The organism is Alphaproteobacteria bacterium, from assembly GCA_040220875.1.
Classification (GTDB): domain Bacteria; phylum Pseudomonadota; class Alphaproteobacteria; order JAVJVX01; family JAVJVX01; genus JAVJVX01.
This window is the reverse complement of record JAVJVX010000006.1, coordinates 95460-115009: the sequence shown is the minus strand read 5'-3', so window position 1 is coordinate 115009 and position 19550 is coordinate 95460. Positions and strand designations below refer to the sequence as shown.

The 19550-nt window shown below is 65.3% G+C and carries 18 protein-coding genes and 1 tRNA gene; 6 read left to right on the top strand and 13 right to left on the bottom strand.

Annotated features, from left to right (window positions below):
• Nucleotides 1–104: 104 nt before the first annotated feature.
• The 4 genes from RLQ26_06570 to RLQ26_06555 all read left to right on the top strand — a co-directional run bounded on the left by RLQ26_06570 (nt 105) and on the right by RLQ26_06555 (nt 3986).
• Nucleotides 105–1295 carry an aspartate aminotransferase family protein gene (locus RLQ26_06570; protein MEQ9088388.1) on the top strand — a complete coding sequence of 397 codons (1191 nt, stop codon included), beginning with the start codon at nt 105–107 and terminating at the stop codon, nt 1293–1295.
• Nucleotides 1296–1346: 51 nt separating this feature from the next.
• Nucleotides 1347–2267 (top strand): ornithine carbamoyltransferase, encoded by a 921-nt coding sequence (gene argF / locus RLQ26_06565; protein ID MEQ9088387.1) that lies wholly within the window; start codon nt 1347–1349, stop codon nt 2265–2267.
• 77 nt (nt 2268–2344) lie between these two features.
• On the top strand, nt 2345–3328 hold the full coding sequence (locus RLQ26_06560; GenBank protein ID MEQ9088386.1) for an Hsp33 family molecular chaperone HslO: 984 nt from the start codon (nt 2345–2347) through the stop codon (nt 3326–3328).
• 37 nt (nt 3329–3365) lie between these two features.
• Entirely contained in the window at nt 3366–3986 is a 621-nt protein-coding gene (locus tag RLQ26_06555) for a hypothetical protein (protein ID MEQ9088385.1), read from the top strand.
• A gap of 2 nt (nt 3987–3988) precedes the next feature.
• On the opposite strand, the gene RLQ26_06550 is transcribed toward RLQ26_06555, so the two are convergent.
• The 5 genes from RLQ26_06550 to RLQ26_06530 all read right to left on the bottom strand — a co-directional run bounded on the left by RLQ26_06550 (nt 3989) and on the right by RLQ26_06530 (nt 9012).
• On the bottom strand, nt 3989–5437 hold the full coding sequence (locus RLQ26_06550; GenBank protein ID MEQ9088384.1) for a TrkH family potassium uptake protein: 1449 nt from the start codon (nt 5435–5437) through the stop codon (nt 3989–3991).
• A 70-nt stretch (nt 5438–5507) separates the two neighbouring features.
• The gene (folE, locus tag RLQ26_06545) at nt 5508–6128 is read right to left on the bottom strand and encodes a GTP cyclohydrolase I FolE (protein ID MEQ9088383.1); all 621 of its coding nucleotides are present in this window, start codon (nt 6126–6128) and stop codon (nt 5508–5510) included.
• A gap of 73 nt (nt 6129–6201) precedes the next feature.
• Nucleotides 6202–6603 (bottom strand): Co2+/Mg2+ efflux protein ApaG, encoded by a 402-nt coding sequence (gene apaG, locus RLQ26_06540; protein MEQ9088382.1) that lies wholly within the window; start codon nt 6601–6603, stop codon nt 6202–6204.
• 126 nt (nt 6604–6729) lie between these two features.
• Nucleotides 6730–7926, bottom strand: a complete 1197-nt coding sequence (metZ, locus tag RLQ26_06535; protein MEQ9088381.1) for an O-succinylhomoserine sulfhydrylase — start codon at nt 7924–7926, stop codon at nt 6730–6732.
• Nucleotides 7927–8049: 123 nt separating this feature from the next.
• Nucleotides 8050–9012 (bottom strand): radical SAM protein, encoded by a 963-nt coding sequence (locus tag RLQ26_06530; GenBank protein ID MEQ9088380.1) that lies wholly within the window; start codon nt 9010–9012, stop codon nt 8050–8052.
• 153 nt (nt 9013–9165) lie between these two features.
• Between RLQ26_06530 and RLQ26_06525 the strand changes: the two genes are divergently transcribed.
• Both RLQ26_06525 and RLQ26_06520 read left to right on the top strand, forming a co-directional pair.
• A complete protein-coding gene (locus RLQ26_06525) occupies nt 9166–9537 on the top strand; it encodes a group 1 truncated hemoglobin (GenBank protein MEQ9088379.1) in 372 nt (123 codons plus the stop codon).
• Nucleotides 9538–9593: 56 nt separating this feature from the next.
• Nucleotides 9594–9667 (top strand) — tRNA-Gly (locus RLQ26_06520).
• On the opposite strand, the gene gluQRS is transcribed toward RLQ26_06520, so the two are convergent.
• The 8 genes from gluQRS to sufD all read right to left on the bottom strand — a co-directional run bounded on the left by gluQRS (nt 9656) and on the right by sufD (nt 19505).
• Nucleotides 9656–10579, bottom strand: coding sequence for a tRNA glutamyl-Q(34) synthetase GluQRS (gene gluQRS, locus RLQ26_06515; GenBank protein ID MEQ9088378.1), 924 nt, complete (start codon nt 10577–10579; stop codon nt 9656–9658). The genes RLQ26_06520 and gluQRS overlap by 12 nt on opposite strands.
• 46 nt (nt 10580–10625) lie before the next feature.
• A complete protein-coding gene (locus RLQ26_06510) occupies nt 10626–12230 on the bottom strand; it encodes an amidohydrolase family protein (GenBank protein ID MEQ9088377.1) in 1605 nt (534 codons plus the stop codon).
• 109 nt (nt 12231–12339) lie between these two features.
• Nucleotides 12340–15174, bottom strand: a complete 2835-nt coding sequence (locus RLQ26_06505; GenBank protein ID MEQ9088376.1) for a response regulator — start codon at nt 15172–15174, stop codon at nt 12340–12342.
• A gap of 285 nt (nt 15175–15459) precedes the next feature.
• Complete coding sequence (locus tag RLQ26_06500) at nt 15460–15804, bottom strand: iron-sulfur cluster assembly accessory protein (protein ID MEQ9088375.1); 345 nt, start codon at nt 15802–15804, stop codon at nt 15460–15462.
• 21 nt (nt 15805–15825) lie between these two features.
• Entirely contained in the window at nt 15826–16269 is a 444-nt protein-coding gene (locus RLQ26_06495; GenBank protein MEQ9088374.1) for an SUF system Fe-S cluster assembly protein, read from the bottom strand.
• A gap of 190 nt (nt 16270–16459) precedes the next feature.
• Nucleotides 16460–16915, bottom strand: coding sequence for an SUF system NifU family Fe-S cluster assembly protein (locus RLQ26_06490; protein MEQ9088373.1), 456 nt, complete (start codon nt 16913–16915; stop codon nt 16460–16462).
• Entirely contained in the window at nt 16912–18174 is a 1263-nt protein-coding gene (locus RLQ26_06485) for a cysteine desulfurase (GenBank protein ID MEQ9088372.1), read from the bottom strand. The genes RLQ26_06490 and RLQ26_06485 overlap by 4 nt, the downstream gene beginning before the upstream one ends.
• Nucleotides 18171–19505: a Fe-S cluster assembly protein SufD gene (gene sufD, locus RLQ26_06480; GenBank protein ID MEQ9088371.1), complete on the bottom strand. Its 1335-nt coding sequence runs from the start codon at nt 19503–19505 to the stop codon at nt 18171–18173. Before sufD ends, RLQ26_06485 begins: the two co-directional genes overlap by 4 nt.
• Between the last annotated feature and the right edge of the window lie 45 nt (nt 19506–19550).

The following is a 19550-nucleotide window of genomic DNA, read 5'->3' as shown; positions in this document are numbered from 1 at the left end:
GTCCTCGCCGGCACGTCGGTCTCCGTTGACAGAAGCCGGGCCGGGCCAGATACTCCGCGGCTTTCAGCCGGGCCGGCCGAAGATCGGCCGGCTTCCGCCCCTTGATGGAGCACGACGTGACGACCGCCCTGATGGATGTTTACAGGAGATGCGACCTCGCTTTCGAGCGGGGCGAGGGGCCCTATCTCTTCACCGAGGATGGCCGCCGCTTCCTGGACTTCGCCAGCGGGATTGCCGTGAACTCTCTCGGCCACAGCCATCCACGGCTGGTCGCGGCCCTCCAGGCTCAGGCCGCCAAGCTCTGGCATTGCTCGAACATCTTCCGGATTCCGGGCCAGGATCGGGTCGCAAGCCAGCTCGTGGCGCACAGCTTTGCTGACCGGGTGTTTTTCTGCAATTCCGGGGCCGAGGCCTGTGAGGGCGCGATCAAGCTTGCCCGGAAGTATCAGAGCTTCAACGGTGCGCCGGAGCGCTACCGCATCATCGGGGCCGAACTCGCCTTTCACGGCCGGACGCTCGCCACCATGGCGGCTGGCGGCCAGGCCAAGACACTGGAAGGATTCGGCCCGCCGGTAGAGGGGTTCGATCACGTCGCCTTCGGCAATCTCAACGAGGCCCGCGCCGCCGTCACCCCGGAGACGGCCGCGATCATGGTCGAGCCGGTCCAGGGCGAGGGCGGAATCAATGTCGCGCGGAAAGAATATCTTCAGGGCCTGCGGGCGATATGTGACGAATTCGGCCTGCTGCTGATCTTCGACGAAGTCCAGACCGGCATGGGCCGGACGGGCCGGCTTTTCGCCTACGAATGGTTCGATGTGGCGCCGGATGTAATGACTCTCGCCAAGGGGCTGGGCGGCGGATTTCCCGTGGGCGCGGTGCTGGCGACGGACAGGGCGGCGGCGGCGATGACACCGGGCAGCCATGGCTCGACCTTTGGCGGCAATCCGCTTGCCATGGCGGCCGCCGAGGCGGTTCTCGAGGTGATGACCGAAGCCGGCTTCCTGGATGGGGTGCGGCACACGGCCGCCTATCTGGCGGACCGGCTCGAGGCCTTTCCCGGCAGGTTTCCGGGGATTTTCAAAGCCAGGCGCGGGCTGGGCATGTTGCAGGGCCTGGTCTGTCTGCCGTCCAACCGGGAGATGGTGGATGAGATTCGCGCAGAGGGACTTTTGACCGCCGCAGCGGGAGCCGATGTCGTACGCTTCGCACCGCCTCTGATCGTGACCGAAGCCCATATCGACGAAGCGATGGACATGCTCGAGCAGGCCTGCCGGGCTCATGAAGCCAAAGGCTGACGGGCCGCGTGTGCCCGACAGACAGATAATAAGCGAAAGACGTCAAATCCGATGAGCCCGCCCCGTCATTTTCTCGATCTGGCCGATCTGACTCCGGGTGAGTTGCGTCAGATTCTCGATCGCGCCGCCCGCTTCAAGGCCGGCGACGGGGGTTCCGGCGTGATGGCCGGCAAGACCCTCGCCATGATTTTCGAGAAGCCCTCGACCCGCACCCGTGTTTCATTCGAGGTGGCTGCTTTCCAGCTTGGCGGGCATGCCATCGTGCTGGATGGCGAGCAGACGCAGATCAAGCGGGGCGAGACCATTGCCGATACAGCGCGTGTTCTGTCGCGCTATGTCGATGGCATCCTCATCCGCACGGACGATCCGGCCAAGCTCGAGGAGCTCGCCCGGCACGCGAGCGTGCCCGTGATCAACGGCCTGACAGACCGGTCCCATCCGTGCCAGATCGTGGCCGACCTGCTGACCTTCGAAGAACGGTTCGGCCCCGTCACCGGCCAGCCGATCGCCTGGCTGGGGGATGGCAACAATGTCGCCGTGAGCTGGATGCAGGCGGCCGCCCTGCTGGGTTCGGAACTTCGCCTCGCCATCCCCGAGAGCCGCCGCCCGGCGGCCGATCTCGTCCGGGCCAGCGAGGCGCTCGCCCGGCAGCATAACGGCCGGCTGATCTTCACCACCGATCCGCTCGCGGCCGTTCAGGATGCGCGGGCGGTGATCACCGATACCTGGGTCTCGATGGGCGACGCGGCTGAACAGGATGGCGCGCCCGATCCGGCCCTGACGCCCTTTCGGGTGACGGAGGACATCATGGCGGTGGCGGCCGAGGACGCCATTTTCATGCACTGCCTGCCCGCGCATCGCGATGAGGAGGTGGCCGCCAGCGTCCTCGACGGGCCGCGCTCGGCTGTCTGGGACGAGGCGGAAAACCGCCTTCACGCCCAGAAAGCGATCCTCGCCTGGTGCTACGCCTAGGGACGATTACGTCCGCCACACCGCCAATGCGCGACCCCACCCTTTTTCGGGCGGTTGCCAGGGGGTAACATCGGGATATGCCCAACCGGCCCGGTTCTCCAGCCCGCGCGACCCTTGCGCCTGATAGCGACTTCATCGAATCCTTCGTCCTGGGTGAGGCCGGTATTCTGGGGCGCATCGTGCGGCTTGGCCCCGCACTCGGCACGATCCTCGCCCGGCATGATTACCCGGTCCCGGTTTCCGCCCTTTTGTCGGAAGCGCTCGCGCTCGCGGCCGTGCTTGCCGGGGGGCTGAAATATGAGGGCGTCTTTTCGTTGCAGACCCGCGGTGACGGGCCGGTAGGCCTGCTTGTCGCGGACGTCACCAGCGACGGCAACCTGCGCGCCTATGCCGATTTCGATGCGGAAAAATTCGCCGCCGCCGAGGCGGCCGGCGGTCTCGCCGCGGCGCCGGTGCCCCGGCTCCTGGGGGGCGGGTACCTCGCCTTCACCGTCGATCAGGGACCGGACACGGAGCGCTATCAGGGGATCGTCGATCTCTGCGGGGCCAATTTGGCGGATTGCGCGCGCAATTATTTCACCCAGTCGGAACAGGTCGCCACCAGCCTGCGCCTGGTCGCGGGACAGGGGGCGGACGGCAGCTGGCGGGCCGCGGCGCTGGCGCTGCAGCGGATGCCGCTGGAAGAAGCGGCAGGGGCGTTTGCCGAGGACAGTCTGGCGGAGGTCTGGCATACGGCCGAAGTGCTATTGTCGAGTGCCACCGACGACGAACTTCTCGATCCAGACCTCGCGACCGGCGATCTCCTGTACCGCCTGTTTCACGAGCTCGGCGTTCGTGTTTTCCCGGAAAAGCGGTTGCGCGACAAGTGTCGGTGCAGCGAGGATCGTGTCCTGGCCCTGCTCGCCAGTTTTTCCGAGGAGGAAAAGGCGACGCTCGAGCGCGACGGTGTCATCGACGTGACCTGCCAGTTCTGTAGTACCGTCTATATGTTCCCGGTCGACGAGCTGGACGGGCGCATCGCTGCCTGGCGGCGAAGCGCCGGTGATGACGGTGAAGCGTAAACGCCAGAAGATGCCCATTGTCGGGAGTTCGCAGCCCATGCCGTGCCCCCCATTCCGATCCCGGCTTGCCACGCTGGTGCTCTCGACGCTGTTGCTGTCGGCGCTGGCCGGCTGCACGAAGACGTCGCCACCCCAGCCATCCTTTCCCGAACTCACCTACGGCCACCTCGATCCGATCCGCCTCGACGTTGCCCGGATCGAAGTCACCAGCACCTACACTCCGACGCTCCGTTCGCCTCATGTCGAACATCTGATGGCGGAACCGCCTCAGCAGGCGGCCCGGCGCTGGGCGAGGGACCGGCTCCAGGCGGCCGCGGGGGCAGGGCGGACGACGGCCACAGCCAGATTCGTGATCGTCACGGCAGCGGTCATCGAGGTGCCGCTTGAGACCAATCAGGGCCTCCGGGGGCTCTTCACCACCGAGCAGGGAGAGCGGTATGACGCGGAGCTTGCGGTGCGCATCGAGATTTACGATGGCGGGGGCGTGCCGGCGGCGCAGGTGACGGCCAAGGCGACCCATTCACGCACGGTGGCGGAGGATGCGACGCTCAATGAGCGCGAAGCCGTCTGGTTCGAACTGGTCGACAGCCTGATGCGCGATCTGAATGTGGCGCTGGAACAGAATATCGCCACCTATCTCTCGCCCTACACTCTCTAGCGTCACTTGCGCCAGAAGGCCGGCGCAAACAGGACGAGGACGGTAAACAGCTCGAGCCGGCCAAGCAGCATGCCGGCGGCGAGCATGTATTTCGCCGCATCGGGAAGCGGCGCGAACGTGCCGGCCGGCCCCACGATGTGGCCCAGCCCCGGGCCTACGCAGGCGATGGCGCTGGCGGCGGCGGACATGGCGGTGACGAAATCGAGCCCGACGAAGCCCAGCCCCAGTGCGAGAACGCTGAAACTCAGCGCGAAAACAAAGAAAAAGCTCATCACCGATTCGGACACGCCCTCGGGCAACGCCTTGCCATTGAAGCGCGGCACGAAGACCCCGTGGGGCGACAGCAGGCGACTGATCTGGACGCGCGCCGTCTCGTAAATGACCTGGAAGCGGAAAATCTTTATTCCGCAGGTTGTGGAGCCGGAGCAGCCGCCGACCACCATCAGGAAGAAAAATGCGCCCACGGCGAAGGCGCCCCACGTGTCGTAGTTCGCACTCGCATACCCTGTGGTAGTCACAATCGAGATCACGTTAAAAGCGCTGTAGCGCACGGAATTCGAAAAACCGTACTGGCCGGTAAGATAAAGCCAGGCTGTTATAATCGTGATGGTTGCAACCAGGAATGTGAGAAACCATCGCACTTGACTGTCGTGCCAGAGAATGAGCGGTCGGCCGCGAATTGCCTGCAGATACAATGCGAAGGGGAGGCTGCCGATCAGCATGAAGGTGATGGCCACCACATCAATTGCGGTGTTATCGAAAAATCGAATGGATTCATCTGACGTGGAAAATCCGCCCGTGGCAATTGTCGTCATGGCATGGGCTATGGCGTCGAATCCCGACATACCTGCAGCCCAATATAAAAGGGCGCAGATACACGAAAAGCCAACATAGAGCGCGACTGTTCCGCCTGCGATCTGCGTCGCGCGAGGCATGATCTTTTCCGACTGGTCAGAGGATTCGGTCTGGAACAGCTGCATGCCGCCCACGCGCAAGAGGGGCAGAACCGCGATGGCCATCACGATGAACCCGATTCCGCCCAGCCACTGAAGGAGGGCGCGCCAGATGAGAATGCCCGGAGGCGCGTTGGTGAGGGTTGTGATGACCGTGGCGCCGGTGGTCGTGATGCCACTCATGGATTCGAAGAAGGCGTCCGCGACGGACATCCGGAGTTCCGAGAACATGAACGGCAGCGCGCCGAATAACGCGATCAGCAGCCAGCTCGCCGTGGTTAGGATGAAGGCCTCGCGGGCACGGAAGGTGATCCGCTCGCTGCGCATGGTCAGGATGAGTGCCACGCCCACGAATATGGAGACCCCGGCCGAGGCCATGAAGACGAGCCAGTCGGGCGACTGCAGAAACAGGTCGACCACCATGGGGATGCACATCATCATCCCCAGCGTGGTCAGGAGAATGCCCAGGATGAAAAAAACCGACTGGTAACTAATCACGCGGAGTCTGCCAGGTCATTGCGCTTCTTCCCGCCGGGCCGGGGCCCGTCCCCGCGCAGCGACGCCATATCTAAAATCCGGTCGTCTGCGGGTTTCCGATCATAGAAAGAAACTCGCGGCGCGTCTCGCCCTGATCGCGAAAGACGCCCAGCATCCGGCTGGTGACCATGGTCACGCCACGTTTGTGAACGCCGCGGGTCGTCATGCATTGATGCTCGGCCTCGATGACGACGGCCACGCCCCGGGGTTCAAGGACGGCCTCGATGGCGGTCGCAATCTGGGCCGTCATTTTTTCCTGGATCTGCAGTCGGCGGGCGTAAAGATCCACGACACGCGCGAGCTTGCTAATTCCCACAACGCGGTGATCGGGCAGATACCCGACATGGGCGACACCGATGATGGGAGCGAGGTGATGCTCGCAATGGGACTCGAACCCGATATTTCGAAGCAGCACGATTTCATCATAGCCATCGACCTCCTCGAAGGTGGTCGCCAGTACTTCGACCGGGTCCTGCCGGTAGCCCGAGAACCATTCCTCGAAGGCGCGGGCGACGCGGCCCGGCGTATCCAGGAGGCCCTCGCGGCCCGGATCGTCGCCGGCCCATTTCAGGAGAACGCGAATCGCGTCCTCGGCGTCGGTCCTGGAGGGTCTTTCATCGGCGGGCGGCAGGTTGTCTGCCCATTGCTTCAGCTTGGAGAGGCCGGTTTCACTCACTGGACTGCCTTTCCTTGCGCGCATGCTTCACTCCCCGCCGCGAGGGGCGCTAGTTGAGCCGCGGATTGGTCTGCGGCATGTCGAGGGAAAATGCGGGGATCTCCACCTCGAGCCGCTTTCCGTGTCCCGTTTCCATTTCATACGACCCCCGCATGATACCGGATGACGTTCCGAGCGGCGTGCCGCTGGTGTATTCGTAGCTTTCGCCCGGCGCCAGCACCGGCTGCTCGCCAACCACGCCCGCACCCCGTACCTCGTGTATGCGGCCCAGCGCATCCGTGATGTGCCAATACCGGTTGAGGAGCCGGACCGGCTCCTCGCCCAGATTATCGATGGTGATATGATAGGCCCAGACGTAATGGCCGTCCTCGGGCGTCGATTGTTCGTCGAGATAGTCGCTCTCGACGCTGACCCGGACATGATCGGTGGTTTTCTGGTACCGGCCGGTCATTTTATCTTCGATCTCCTGACTGGTTCCCTGGCTGGCGATCCCGGCCGAGGGGCCCGGACCCGGCGCATCCTAGCAGTCGCGGCCGCTGGTGCCATAGCCTTATGCCCTTCTGAATGCAGGGGTTTTTCAGATCCCCGCCAGCGCCTGGTCGAGATCGGCCAGGAGATCGGCCACATCCTCGAGCCCGACGGAAAGCCGGACGAGGTCCGGGGTGATGCCCAGTGCGAGTCGCTCCGGCTCGGGAATCCGCTGATGCGTGGTGGTCGCCGGATGGGTGATGAGGCTTTTGGCGTCGCCCAGATTATTGGAGATATCGATGATCCGGAGCCGGTTCAGGAAGGCGAAGGCGCGTGCCTTGCCCCCCGGAATCTCGAATGACACCACACTGCCGCCGCCGGACATCTGGCGCCGGGCCAGGTCGTACTGGGGGTGGCTTTCGAGAGAGGGAAAGAGGACCCGGGAGACATCCGAGCGACCCGCCAGGTGTCGCGCGATCTTCTCCGCGTTCTCGACATGCCGCGTGACGCGAAGCTCCAGTGTCTCCAGACCCTTGAGCAGCACCCAGGCGTTGAACGGGCTGAGGCTGGGCCCGGTATGACGCATGAAGGGCTTGAGAATATCGGTGCAGAAATCCGCCCGGCCCAGAATGGCACCGCCCAGGGAGCGCCCCTGGCCGTCGATGTGCTTCGTCGCCGAATAGACGACGATATCAGCCCCCAGCTCCAGCGGGCGTTGCAGGAGGGGGGTCGCGAAAACATTGTCGACGATCACCTGGGCACCTGCCTCGTGGGCCATCTCCGCCACTGCCGGCAGGTCAATGATCTCGAGCGTGGGATTGCTCGGTGTCTCCATGAAGACGGCGGCAGTGGGCCGCGAGAGCGCCGCTTCCCAGGCGGCTGCGTCGGTCCCGTCGATAATTGTGACGTCGATGCCGTACCGCGGCAGCAAATCGCTGACGATGTACCGGCACGATCCGAAAAGCGCCCGGGCGGCGACGACGTGGTCGCCCGCCTTGAGCTGACACATCAGCGCGGCGAAGACGGCGGCCATGCCGGTGCCGGTGGCGCGGCAGGCTTCCGCCCCCTCTATCAGGCGGAGCCTTTCCTCGAACATTGCCACGGTCGGGTTGGCGAAGCGTGAATAGACATAGCGTTGGCCATCCGTCTCGAACGCGCTCTCCGCTTCTTCCGCGCTGTCATAGACATATCCCGATGTCATGAAGATCGATTCGCTCGTCTCCATGAACGGGCTGCGCAGCGTGCCGCCCCGCACCAGGCGGGTCGCCAGCCGGGCGTCCTCGATCGGGTTTTCGGGCTTGCTCATACGTCGGGTCTTTTCATTGGTTGGGGCGCCGGGACAGTTAAGGACTGGCCGGGGCCAAGTCAAGCGCCCGCTCCGCCCCACCCTTCTTGCGCCAAAGGGTTGAAAACAGGAAGGAAAATCCGGTCAGCTGCAGGACGCGCCGCCGAGCACGCAGAACCGCGCGCAATGCGGGTGATTGAGCCGGATCGGGGCCGCGGCCGCGCGCAGGGTCTCGCCCAGCTCGAACTCGGGCTCGTAAGGCAGGAGGGTGCAGGAAACGACGGTCGGGCGATCCGCGTCCCGGCGTTTGACCACCATCCGCGAACTGGCGCACATGATGTCCCGGGGGTCGACCCCGAGAACGCCCCAGCAGGCCTGGCTGATCTCCGGCACCTCGTCGGTCGGGTTCATTTCGGGAAACAGGACCACCTGATCGGGTGCCTGCGCATCAATGCCGATCCCTTCAGCCGCGAACAGGCGTTGGAAACCCGCGCGCAGGGTGCCGATGTCCTCCGCCCAGCAGGTCCGCCCCGCGATCGTCGGACGAAAGCCGTTCTCGTCGAGCCATTTCAGTCCGCGCAGCGCAGGCGCCCAGCTTCCCTCGCCCCGCAGTTCCTCGTGCGGCTCCCGGGCATAATGATCGAGCGAGACACGCAGTCGGAGCCGGTGGCCTCCAGCCTCGCGCAATTCGCGCAATGCCGTCCGCTTCAGCCAGAGCGGCGTCATTGCATTGGTCAGGATGAGAACCTCGAAACCGCGCGTCAGCGCGTCGCGGCTCATCTCTATGATGTCGGGATTGAGGAAAGGCTCTCCGCCGGTAAACCCGATTTCGCGCGTGCCGAGCCCGTCGCGCGCGATCTCGTCGAAAAATTTGGTTGCTTCGGCGGCCGTGATATAGGCGAGCCGGTCGTTTTTCGGACTCGATTCGATATAGCACCCGGCGCAGGCCAGGTTGCAGAGCGTGCCCGTATTGACCCAGAGTGTTTCCAGCCGGGCGAGCGGCACGCTGGCCCGCTCGGCCCCGGCGCATGTGCGCACGGGGTCGCTGAACTTGCTGCCTGCTCCCGTATGCGGGGCCAGCCCGTCGGCGGAATAGGTAGTATCCATCTCGTCTCTCCGTCCGGCCACTATAGGTGCGTGCGGTCGCGGGTCACGACAATTCCCTGTGAGCCGGGGCGCCCACGATTAACTGGCCAAGAGCATTTTGGTGACTATAGTCGCCCGGAGACAAAGGACCAGAACACCATCGAGGAGACAGGAATGTCGGAAAGCAGTCTTTACGAGCAGATCGGGGGCGCCGCAGCCGTCGGCGCGGCAGTGGAAATCTTTTATGGCAAGGTGCTGGGCGATTCGAGCATCGCGCCGTATTTTGCCGGTGTCGACATGAACAACCAGCGGCGCAAGATGAACGCCTTCATGACAATGGCCTTCGGCGGGCCCAACAACTATACCGGCCAGGACATGCGCAACGCCCACAAGCGGCTCGTGGATCAGGGGTTGAACGACAGTCATTTCGATGCCGTCGCCGGCCACTTGCAAGCAACCCTGGACGAGCTTAACGTGCCGGCGGAGCTGAGCGGGCAGGTCATGACCATCGTCGGCGGTACGCGCGACGACGTCCTGAACCGCTAGCACCGCGCGCCGGCGCTTCCGGCCCGGCGGGCGCAGCCCGGTCGATCGCGGTCCGGGCGGGTGTAGTTCAATGGTAGAACGAAAGCTTCCCAAGCTTTAGACGAGGGTTCGATTCCCTTCACCCGCTCCAGATTCCGCTGCCGGCGGGGGCCGCCGGCTCCGGCAAACGTGGCGCCGCGGCCGCCATGGCCGCCACCTCGGCCGGTGAATACCCGGCCTCCCGCAAATGACGAAGGCTCAGCGCATCGTGACGCTTGGCGAGCCGCTTGCCGTCCGGTCCCGCCAGAAGCGGGTGATGGGCGTAAAGCGGCACCGGCAGGTCGAGCAGGGCCTGCAGCAGCCGGTGCACGTGGGTAGAGGGCATCAGGTCGGCGCCGCGCGTCACGAGGGTGATGCCCTGACGCGCATCGTCAAGCGTGACGGCGAGATGATAGCCGGTGGCGATCTCTTTGCGCGCCAGCACCACGTCGCCGAAGATTTCCGGCTGCGCGGGGAACGTGCCATGGTTCCGGTCCCGCCAGAAAAGCGGACCGGCCCGGGTTGCCGCCTGGGCTATCGCCCTGGCCATATCCAGGCGCAGCGCGTAGGCCTGCCCGGACGCGATCCGGTCCCGGCGCTCATCCGCCCCCAGCCTGCGGCAGGTGCCGGGGTAGATCGGGCCATCGGGCCCCCCGGCCACGCCGGCCCCGTCCTCCTGCGGCGCCGAGGCGGCGGCGCGAATTTCGGCGCGGGTGCAGAAACACGGGTAGACGAGCCCCATGGCGTCGAGGCGGCGCAGCGCGTCGCCATGCGCGGCCAGATAATCTTCCTGTCGTGTGGCCGGCGCGTCGGGAGACAGGCCCAGCCACTCCAGATCGTCTAGAATGCGCGTGACGAATTCCTCGCGACAGCGCGCCCGGTCGATATCCTCGATCCGCACCAGGTAGCGCCCGCCCGACGCCCGGGCAGCGTCGCGCGCCACCAGCGCGGCAAAGGCGTGGCCGAGGTGCAGCTCGCCCGTCGGGCTGGGGGCGAAGCGGGTGGTCAGCGCTGTTTCGATCATGGTTGAAATGGCGGCCCGGTCCGGTCACCCGGGGTGTCGCGACAATTCACCCGCCGGCCGTCGGCGTGAACCAGTCCTCGTCCCGCAGCAAGCCCCAGATCTTGCGGGCTACCTGCGCGCCCTTCCGCCTGACGGCGTTCTCGTCCGCGCTCTCGAGCGTGCCGTCGAACACCTGGAACTGTCCGTCGGTCATGACATGTCGGACGAACCGGCCATTGGCGTAAAGCAGGTTGTTGACCGGCTCGGGCGGGAAGGCGCCTGATCCGACCAGCGGGGCCGCGACATCGATGGAAACCAGATCGGCTCGGGCGCCAGGCTCGATTCGCCCGATATCGTCGCGGCCGAGCCCCGCCGCCGGCACCAGCGTGGCGCTGTCGATGCCGTCCATCACGGCGGGCAGGCGGCGGGGGGTCCCATCCGCCTCGCCCAGCAGGCGCGCCCTCTGGCGGCCATAGAGAACCGCCAGCTTGAGGTTTTCCACAAAGTCGTTCGAATGGGTGTCGATGCCGATCGCCGCCTTGACGCCGGCCGCCAGTGCTTCCGGATAGGGTTGGGTGCCGCCGCCGGCGCCCTCGGCCGACGGGCAGTGGGCGTAGATGACGGGCCGGTCGGCGAGCAGCGCGCCATCGGCCTGCCAGTCGAACTCGTTAAGATGCGCGGCAAAGACCGGCTGGGTGAGGAGTCCCAGCGACTCGAGCCAGCGCAGGGGCGTCATGCCCCAGAGGCGGCGGACCGATGCGGTCTCGACCGGCACCTGCGAGAGATGGATGTGCAGGCCATTGCCAAGCTCGCGCGCCGCCCTGTCCAAGGCCCGCATCGTTTCCGGCGTGTGGGTGTCGGGCGCATGCGGGGCCATCATGGGGCGCAGGCGATTATCGTTATCGGCCTTCACCTTGCGTGCTTGTGCGAGATTGCGCTCTATCTCGGCCAGTGTGCCCGATGCGGAGTCCATCAGAACCTTGTCATCGGCCCGGAACCAGATCGGGAACAGCCGGTCGATCCCCGGCACCATGGCCGACGGATAGCCCCGGACGCCCCAGCGGGCGGCCACGCGCACATAGGAATCCATTTGGCGCTGGGAGAGGCTCATCTCGACCTGCGTGGTGCAACCGCTCTTAAGCAACTCCATCAGGTTGAAGGCGGTCAGGTCATCGAGCTCGGTATCGCTGAGCGTTTCCACCAGTTCGAGCGGCCGGCCGTAAGGGCGTCCCCCTTCGATCAGTCCGCGGGTCGGTGTCGCGCTGCAGGTGTGGGTATGGGCGCTGATGAAGCCCGGCAGCACGAACTGCCCGGGAAGGCGAAGATGGGGAAATTCTCCGGGAAAGGCGGTTGTCCGGATCTCCTCGATCACGCCGCCGCGCACGAGGATGGCGGGTGCGCGCATCACGTCGTGCCGGCCGTCGCGCAGGACGAGGGCCGCACCCGGTTGCAGGACGAAGCCCCGGGCCGGATCGGGCACGGGGAATCCTGCCGCTGCCCCTCGGCCGGGCGCGGCGCCGGATTGGGCCCGCGCCATGGAGGCGCCGCCCATTCCGACGGCGGCGAGCACGGGCAGGGCCGCGATCGCGCCGAGGACCCGCCGGCGGCTCGGCGCCGTCCCATCCGGCCATTCGAGATTTGCTTGCCTGTTAGACCCGAGACTGTCCGTCATGCCGACCTCCCTGGCGCCGGCCCGCGTGCGGGGCGGGCGCCCACATCATGGGGCAAGCATAGGCAAGGTTGGCGCAGGGCTCCAGACAGCGTTTCAGGCTGGCACCGGCCTAGCCGTCCGTGCCCGTGATCCGGTCGATTTTCCTCAGGAAATCGGCCACCGCCTCGGCCGCGTCCGGGTTCTCGCCAGCGTCTGGACCGGGCCGTTCGGCCGGCCGGTGATTGCCGGCGTCCGCCTCGCGCGCTGCCTCGCCGCCGGCCACGCGCCGGCCGAAACGCGCCACGGCCCGGGTCAGGGCGTCGCGAAGCTCGTCGTTATCGATCGGCTTGGCGATGAAATCATCCATCCCCGCTTCGAGAAACTCCTCGCGCATGCCCGAAAGTGCGTGCGCCGTCAGCGCGATGATCGGTATGTGACCGGACTCGTCCTGGAGCTTGCGAATGCCTCGCGTGGCTTCGATGCCGCCCATCTCCGGCATCTGGATGTCCATGAGAATCACGTCATAGGTAAAATTGCGTACGGCATTTACCGCCTCGATCCCGTTATTGGCGATGTCGGTCCGGTGCCCGTCGCGCAGCAGCATCGCGTTGGCGACCATCTGGTTGACCCGGTTGTCCTCGGCCAGAAGGATGCGCAGTCCGCGGGTGACAATCGGCTGTTCCGCGCCATCCTCGGCCGTGCCGACGGGGCTTTCCTCGAGTGAGAGAATATCGGCCATCAGGCGGCGCATGCGCGAGGGGACGAGCGGCCTGGGCATGGTGCCGGCGATGGTCGCGCCCCGCAGGGATTCCGGTTTCCGGGCCTGTTCGCCGGCGATGGCGCCATCGAGCGCGACCAGCTTCGTTTGCCCGTAAAGCGCCTCGTCGGCGAAGAGCCACATGAGCGGCTTGAGATCGTCATTGCCGAGCCCGCCGCCAAGCACGACGACATCGAGCCGTTCCTCGCGTTCCGCCAGACCGGGCAGGAGATTGACGGCCTCGGCCGCAGAGGAGGTGCGCACGACATTGGCGCCCCAGTCTGCCAGTTGCCGGCTCATCACGTGGCCGGTAACCAGGCCCGGGTCGATAATCAGAACGCGATGGCCGGACAGCGGTCGCGCCGCCAGAGTGTCTGGCGCGTTGCGGGTGGTCTCGAAGGGCAGGGTGATTTCAAACCGCGTGCCCTGTCCCTCGCGACTGCGGCACCGGATCCGGCCGGACATCAGTTGCGACAGGTGTTTGCAGATTGCGAGCCCCAGGCCGGTGCCGCCAAACCGGCGGGTGACGGAGGAATCGGCCTGCTCGAAATGCCGGTAGAGGGCTGGCAGGGCCTTCGCCGGGATTCCGACGCCGGTGTCGTGCACGCCAAAGACCAGCGGCTGTCCGGCGGCGGCCGCGCTGCCGCGCCTGAGGCTGACGGCGACGCCGCCGCGTTCCGTGAATTTTATCGCATTGGAGACGAGGTTGAGCAGGATCTGGCGCGTTCTGGCGGGGTCGCCACGTACCCGTCGCGGGACATTCGCCGCCGCGAAGCCGGCAAGGTCGATGCCGCGGGCAAAGGCTTGCGGCCCCATGAGTTCGAGCACGCTTTCCATCAGTTCCTGCGGATCGTAATCGACGAATTCGAGCGCCACCTTGCCCGCTTCGAGCTTGGAAAAATCGAGCACGTCGTTGAGGATGGTGAGAAGCGCCTCGCCCGATTGCCTGATGGCATGGACGTACTGACGCTGCTCGGGGTCAAGATTCGTGTCCTCGAGGACGCTGGCCATTCCCATGACGCCATTCATGGGCGTGCGGATCTCGTGGCTCATGACCGCGAGAAATTCCGATTTCGCGCGGTTGGCGGCTTCCGCCCGTGATTTCGCCTCGGAAAGCTGCTGGGCCATGATCCGCTGGGCCTCGATATGCCCCTTGCGTTCGGCCTCGATGGCCCGCCGGAAAGTGAGGTCACGGCGCAGTTTCTCGTTTCTCGCCATGGCCCCCCTGGCGCGGCTCTCCGTGCTCAAATGCGCCTGGTAGGTGCGGCGCACGAGGCCGAGGGCGATCATCAGATAAGCGAGCGCCACCACCGCGTCACAGGCGAGGCTGCCGATCGACAACTCGCCGCCAAACCGGCCAATCAGGCCCGCAGCTCCTGGGACGGGGCTGATAAAGGGGCGTCCACTGCCGCCCAGCAGCATCAGCACATGGGCGCTGGTGAGCAGCGTCAGCCCGGCGAAAATGAAGAACTGGGTCGTGTTTTGCCCGCGCCGAAGCGCCTCCAGCTTGGCGAGGAAGATCGCGACGAAAACCGCGCCGACGGCGAGGTGGGCGCCCGCGAGGCCGGTGAAGTCGCCCTGCCTGAGAGCCGCATCGAAGATCCAGGCCGCGAGCATGAGTACCGTCACGATGATGGCCGCGCCGCTCGCATAGATGAGGCGCTCGTAGCGGCGGGGAGTTTCGGCTTCGTCTTCCCCGGTCTGTGGTGCGGCATGGCGCGAGGTCAGCCAGCGCGCCACAAGCATGGCGACAAAGGCGACGGCGATAAGGCCCTGGGCCGAGGTCCAGACAAGATCGAAGGCAAAGAGGTGGGCGGGGTTGTCGCGGATCGATCCGGGCACGACGCTGCTGCGGATAATGAGGATGGCGAGGAGCCCCTGAAAGAGGGCGGCGCCGAAGAAGCCGATGCCCAGGATCTGAAGATCGGGCGTGGTGCGCGCATAATACCGCGCGGCCGCCAGGGCAACGATCAGGAGCGCCGCGCCGGTGGCGATTCCGGAAAAAAGGCCGCGCATGGCGGTTTCGTTGAGATCGCCCCAATGGACCGCCCGGTCGGCCAGGATGCCGAGAAAAAGGCCCCCGGCGGCCAGAAAAAGGATCAGCACCAGCGTGGCGAGACGGCCGGACCGAAGGGTCCCCTCGCCGTCATCCTGCCCCGGCTTGCTTCCCGTGCCCGGGGTGGCGCCCCGATTCGTTCGGACGTCCATCGTGTCGCTACCTCACACGTATAACTAGAATAATTCCTCTTACTATCAGGGCAGGCCTGTCGGGCCCCGAAGGTTGGGAGCCCCTGAAACGGCCTTGATTCCAGACATACGAAATCCGACACCACTAGAATGGCAATAAAGTATAACAACCACAAGTAGTGTTAACGATAGGTTAAGGGGGGTCCGGCGGGCGCGTACGGGCGGCGATCCGGCGCCGCGGTGCCGGCCGGCCGGGATCCGGCGGAAGGGATCCGGCGGAAGGGGTAGGGGCCGGCCCGGACAGGGCTAGACGCTGAAGGATTCGCCGCAGCCGCAGCGGGCCGTCTCGTTGGGATTGTTGAAGACAAATCCCGATTGCAGCTTGTCTTCCTGGTAATCCATCTCACTGCCCAGAATGAACATCACCGCATAGGGGTCGACATAGACGGTCACGTCGCCGTATTCGACCTTTTCGTCCATGGGCACGACGTCGTCGACATACCGGACGTCATAGGCCATGCCCGAACAGCCCTTGTTGGTCACGCTGACCCGAATCCCCTTGACCGGCCGGTCCGCCTTTTCGACCAGGTGGCGAACCCGCGCCCGGGCACGGTCGGTGAGGGTCAGGATCTGCTTGGTTTCCACGCTCATGATTTCTTCTCTTGCCTAAAGCTACATAAAGCCCAGTTCGAGGCGCGCGGCCTCGGACATCATCTCGGGGTTCCACATCGGGTCCCAGACGAGCTCGACCGCCACATCGCGCACCCCCTCGACCTTGCGCACCGCATCTTCCACCCAGCCCGGCATCTCGCCGGCCACCGGGCAGCCCGGGGCAGTCAGGGTCATGCGGATGCGGACCATGTTGTCGGCGTCGAGATCGACATCGTAGATCAGCCCCAGGTCGTAGATGTTGACCGGAATTTCCGGATCGTAAATCTCGCGCAGCGCCATGACGATCCGGTCCGGAAGATCGCTGCTTCCGGCGGACCCGGTGTCCTGACCAGCCTCACTGCCCGCGTCCGCCGGCGCGGAGGCCCTTGCGCTCTCCGTCCGGTTCGCGGGCGAGATGTCCTCGGGACCGCTCGTCCCGGCCGGCGCCGCCGGGCGCCAGGTCAGGGAGGTGGGGGCGCTCGCGGGACCGGGCTCGGGTACCGTCGTCGACGGGTCTTCAGCCCGCCCGCGTTCGTCGTCGCGCAGCGCGGCCGATTGCGTGCCGTCGGGATCGGCGTTCCGGCGCCGCTGGGAGGATTTGGTCCTCATTCCGAATACCATGACTGCCCTCTCTTTCCTCTGTGCCCGACCGAAGTCACTCGGTCGAAATCTCCTTCACGTCGCCCTTGAGCGCCGCATTCAGCGTATGCCAGGCGAGGGTCGCGCATTTGACGCGCATCGGAAATTCGCGCACTCCGGCAAAGACTGCCAGCTTGCCGAGTTTTTCGAGCGAGTCCGGGTCTGGCTCTTCGCGCCCCGTCACCGCCTCATGAAAGCTGTCGAACAACCTGGCAACCTCCGCTGGCGTCTTGCCGCGCACCGCTTCCGTCATCACCGAGGCCGAGGCGGTGGAAATCGCGCAGCCGGACCCTTCGAAGGTGATGTCGTCAATGACGCCATCCTTGAGATGAGCGTGCACCTCGAGCTTGTCGCCGCAAAGCGGGTTGTTGCCTCGCGCGTTTTTCTCGCACTGGGCGCAACCCCCGAAATTGCGCGGGCTGCGGCTGTGATCCAGGATGACCTCCTGGTAGAGATCGCGTAAATCCATCATGCGCCGAACAGGTCCTTTGCCGTCATGATCGCGCCGGCGAGCCGGTCAATGTCCTCAATCGTATTATAGCAGCCGAAAGAGGCGCGGATGGTCGCCGGCACGCCATAGAACTCCATGACCGGCTGGGCGCAGTGATGCCCGGCGCGGACGGCCACGCCCTCCCGGTCGAGGATCGTGCCGGCATCGTGCGGGTGGACGCCGTTGATGGTAAAGGACAGGACGCCGGCCTTCTCGCCGGCCGTGCCATAAAGGCGCACCCCCTCGATGGCGGCGAGTTTCTCCGTCCCGTAGGCCAGAAGCTCGGCCTCGTGCGCGGCGATGCGCTCGGGCCCGAGGGCCGAGACGTAATCCACGGCGGCCGCCAGTCCGATCGCGCCCGCGATATGGGGCGTCCCCGCCTCGAACCGGTAGGGTGGCGTCTGAAACTCGGTTCTCTCGAAGCTGACCGACTGGATCATGTCGCCACCGCCCTGATAGGGCTGCATCCGCTCGAGGAGATCATATTTGCCGTAAAGCACGCCGATCCCCGACGGCCCGTACAGCTTGTGTCCGGAAAAGGCATAGAAATCGGCATCGAGCGCCCGGACATCGACGGCCATGTGCGGCACGCCCTGCGCCCCGTCCAGCAGCACCGGCACGTCCCGGGCATGGGCCATCTCGATCATCCGCCGCACCGGCAGGATGGTGCCCAGCGCGTTCGACACGTGGGCGACGGATACCAGTTTCGTCCGGGGCCCCAGCATCTCACCGAAGCTTTCCAGATCGATTTCGCCCGCCTCGTTGATCGGCACGATTTTCAATTCGATCCCGATTTCATCGCGCAATAACTGCCAGGGCACGATGTTTGAGTGGTGCTCCAGATGGGTGAGGATAACCTCGTCGCCGGCCGAAAAATGCTTGCGGCCGAATCCGTGGGCCACAAGGTTGATGGATTCCGTCGTGCCGCGGGTAAAGACGATTTCCTTTTCGCTCGCGGCATTAAGGAATTTCGCCACCGTATTCCGCGCACCCTCGAAGGCCAGGGTCGATTCCTGGCTGAACTTGTAAACGCCGCGATGCACGTTGGCGTAATAGCGCTCGTAGCAGGTGCTGACGGCGTCGATCACGGCGCGGGGCTTCTGGGCGCTGGCGGCCGAATCAAGAAACACCACCGGCTTGTCATAGACCTCGACATCGAAAATCGGAAAATCGGCGCGGACCGCGGCCGCGTCCAGCCGGCTGGCGGTCTCGTCAAGGGCGGGGGAGGTGGAAATAGTCATTGATCCGCACCGTCCCTTGTCGTGCCGAGCCATGCGGCAACGAGATCCGCCGCATGATCGCGCGCGGCCGGGGCCTCGATGCTGTCGACGAGTTCGGCGATGAAGCCCGCGACGAGGAGGGCCCGGGCCTTCTCCTTTTCGATGCCGCGGGACTGCAGGTAGAAGAGCGAATCGGTCTCGAGATCCCCCACCGTCGCGCCGTGGCTGCACTTTACGTCGTCGGCAAAGATCAGCAGCTCCGGCTTGGTATCCACGTGGGACTTGTCGGAAATCAGGATGTTGCGATTTAACTGGTGCGCTTCTGTCTTCTGCGCGTCCGGATGAACCATGATGCGCCCCTGGAATACGCCCGTGCTCTCGTCATCCAGCACACCCTTGTAGACCTCGTTCGTATAGCCGGCCGGCTTCAGGTGATCGATGACGGTCGTGTTATCGAGATGCTGGCGGCCCCGGCCCAGATAGGCGCCGTTGAGATCGAGCCGCGTCGCCTCGCCCTCGAGGCGAACGTGAATTTCGTTTCGCGCGATCTCGCCCCCCGTCGAAAGGGCGAAATTCCGGTAGGCGGATTTCTCGCCGAGTGTCGCCTCGGTCCGCGCGACATGGAATGCGGCATCGCTTTCGCGTTGCAGCTTGAGATGCTCGAGCCGCGCACCCTTGCCCAGGTCTATCCGGGTGACGCTGTTGGTCCAGTAGGTCGTCTCGCCCGGGGCCCCGATATAGGATTCGATCACCGTCGCGCCGGCCCCGTCCGCCAGCCTCAGAAGGTTCCGGGTATGCAGGGCCGTCGCTTCCCTGGCCGGTCCGTCGCCCACGAAGACAAGATGCAGCGGCCGGTCCAGCACGGTTTCGGGGTCCAGCTCGATCACCGCGCCATCGCTCATGAAGGCCGTATTGAGGGCCGTCAGCGCGGCCGTGTCCTCGCCCACCGCCAGCGCGGCCTTGAGCGCATGATCGCCCATGGCCAGCAGATCGGCCAGTGACGACACGCGAAGGCCGCGGATATCGATCTTTTCCGAAAGATCAGGCCGGAAATGGCCGTTGACGAAGACCATCTTCAGCGCGTTCGCGACTGCCGGCACGAGGCCTTCGGCCTGGGCCGCGATGGCGTCGGAATCGGCCGCCGGCGCAAAGGCGGCCCGCGCCAGCGGGCGCAGATTGGTGTATTTCCACGCTTCGAGGCGGGGCGTGGGCAGGCCCTTGGATTGGAACCGGTCCAACGCCTCGGCGCGAAGCTCGGCCACCCAGGTGCCGGCCCCCGGCAGGCGGGATTTCTGCTCTTCGAACAGCGTGCCGTAGCCGCTGTCTTCGGTTCTGGTCGTGTGCTCGTTCATTGCCTCGCTCTTGTGCGACTCGCGAAATCGCCGGATGTCGGAGTG

Bases quoted from the DNA above. Each gene is read 5' to 3' on its own strand.
- RLQ26_06570 (MEQ9088388.1), top strand. From the start codon at position 105: ATGGAGCACGACGTGACGACCGCCCTGATGGATGTTTACAGGAGATGC.
- argF (MEQ9088387.1), top strand. From the start codon at position 1,347: ATGAGCCCGCCCCGTCATTTTCTCGATCTGGCCGATCTGACTCCGGGT.
- RLQ26_06560 (MEQ9088386.1), top strand. From the start codon at position 2,345: ATGCCCAACCGGCCCGGTTCTCCAGCCCGCGCGACCCTTGCGCCTGAT.
- RLQ26_06555 (MEQ9088385.1), top strand. From the start codon at position 3,366: ATGCCGTGCCCCCCATTCCGATCCCGGCTTGCCACGCTGGTGCTCTCG.
- apaG (MEQ9088382.1), bottom strand. From the start codon at position 6,603: ATGACCGGCCGGTACCAGAAAACCACCGATCATGTCCGGGTCAGCGTC.
- metZ (MEQ9088381.1), bottom strand. From the start codon at position 7,926: ATGAGCAAGCCCGAAAACCCGATCGAGGACGCCCGGCTGGCGACCCGC.
- RLQ26_06530 (MEQ9088380.1), bottom strand. From the start codon at position 9,012: ATGGATACTACCTATTCCGCCGACGGGCTGGCCCCGCATACGGGAGCA.
- RLQ26_06525 (MEQ9088379.1), top strand. From the start codon at position 9,166: ATGTCGGAAAGCAGTCTTTACGAGCAGATCGGGGGCGCCGCAGCCGTC.
- gluQRS (MEQ9088378.1), bottom strand. From the start codon at position 10,579: ATGATCGAAACAGCGCTGACCACCCGCTTCGCCCCCAGCCCGACGGGC.
- RLQ26_06510 (MEQ9088377.1), bottom strand. From the start codon at position 12,230: ATGACGGACAGTCTCGGGTCTAACAGGCAAGCAAATCTCGAATGGCCG.
- RLQ26_06505 (MEQ9088376.1), bottom strand. From the start codon at position 15,174: ATGGACGTCCGAACGAATCGGGGCGCCACCCCGGGCACGGGAAGCAAG.
- RLQ26_06500 (MEQ9088375.1), bottom strand. From the start codon at position 15,804: ATGAGCGTGGAAACCAAGCAGATCCTGACCCTCACCGACCGTGCCCGG.
- RLQ26_06490 (MEQ9088373.1), bottom strand. From the start codon at position 16,915: ATGATGGATTTACGCGATCTCTACCAGGAGGTCATCCTGGATCACAGC.
- RLQ26_06485 (MEQ9088372.1), bottom strand. From the start codon at position 18,174: ATGACTATTTCCACCTCCCCCGCCCTTGACGAGACCGCCAGCCGGCTG.
- sufD (MEQ9088371.1), bottom strand. From the start codon at position 19,505: ATGAACGAGCACACGACCAGAACCGAAGACAGCGGCTACGGCACGCTG.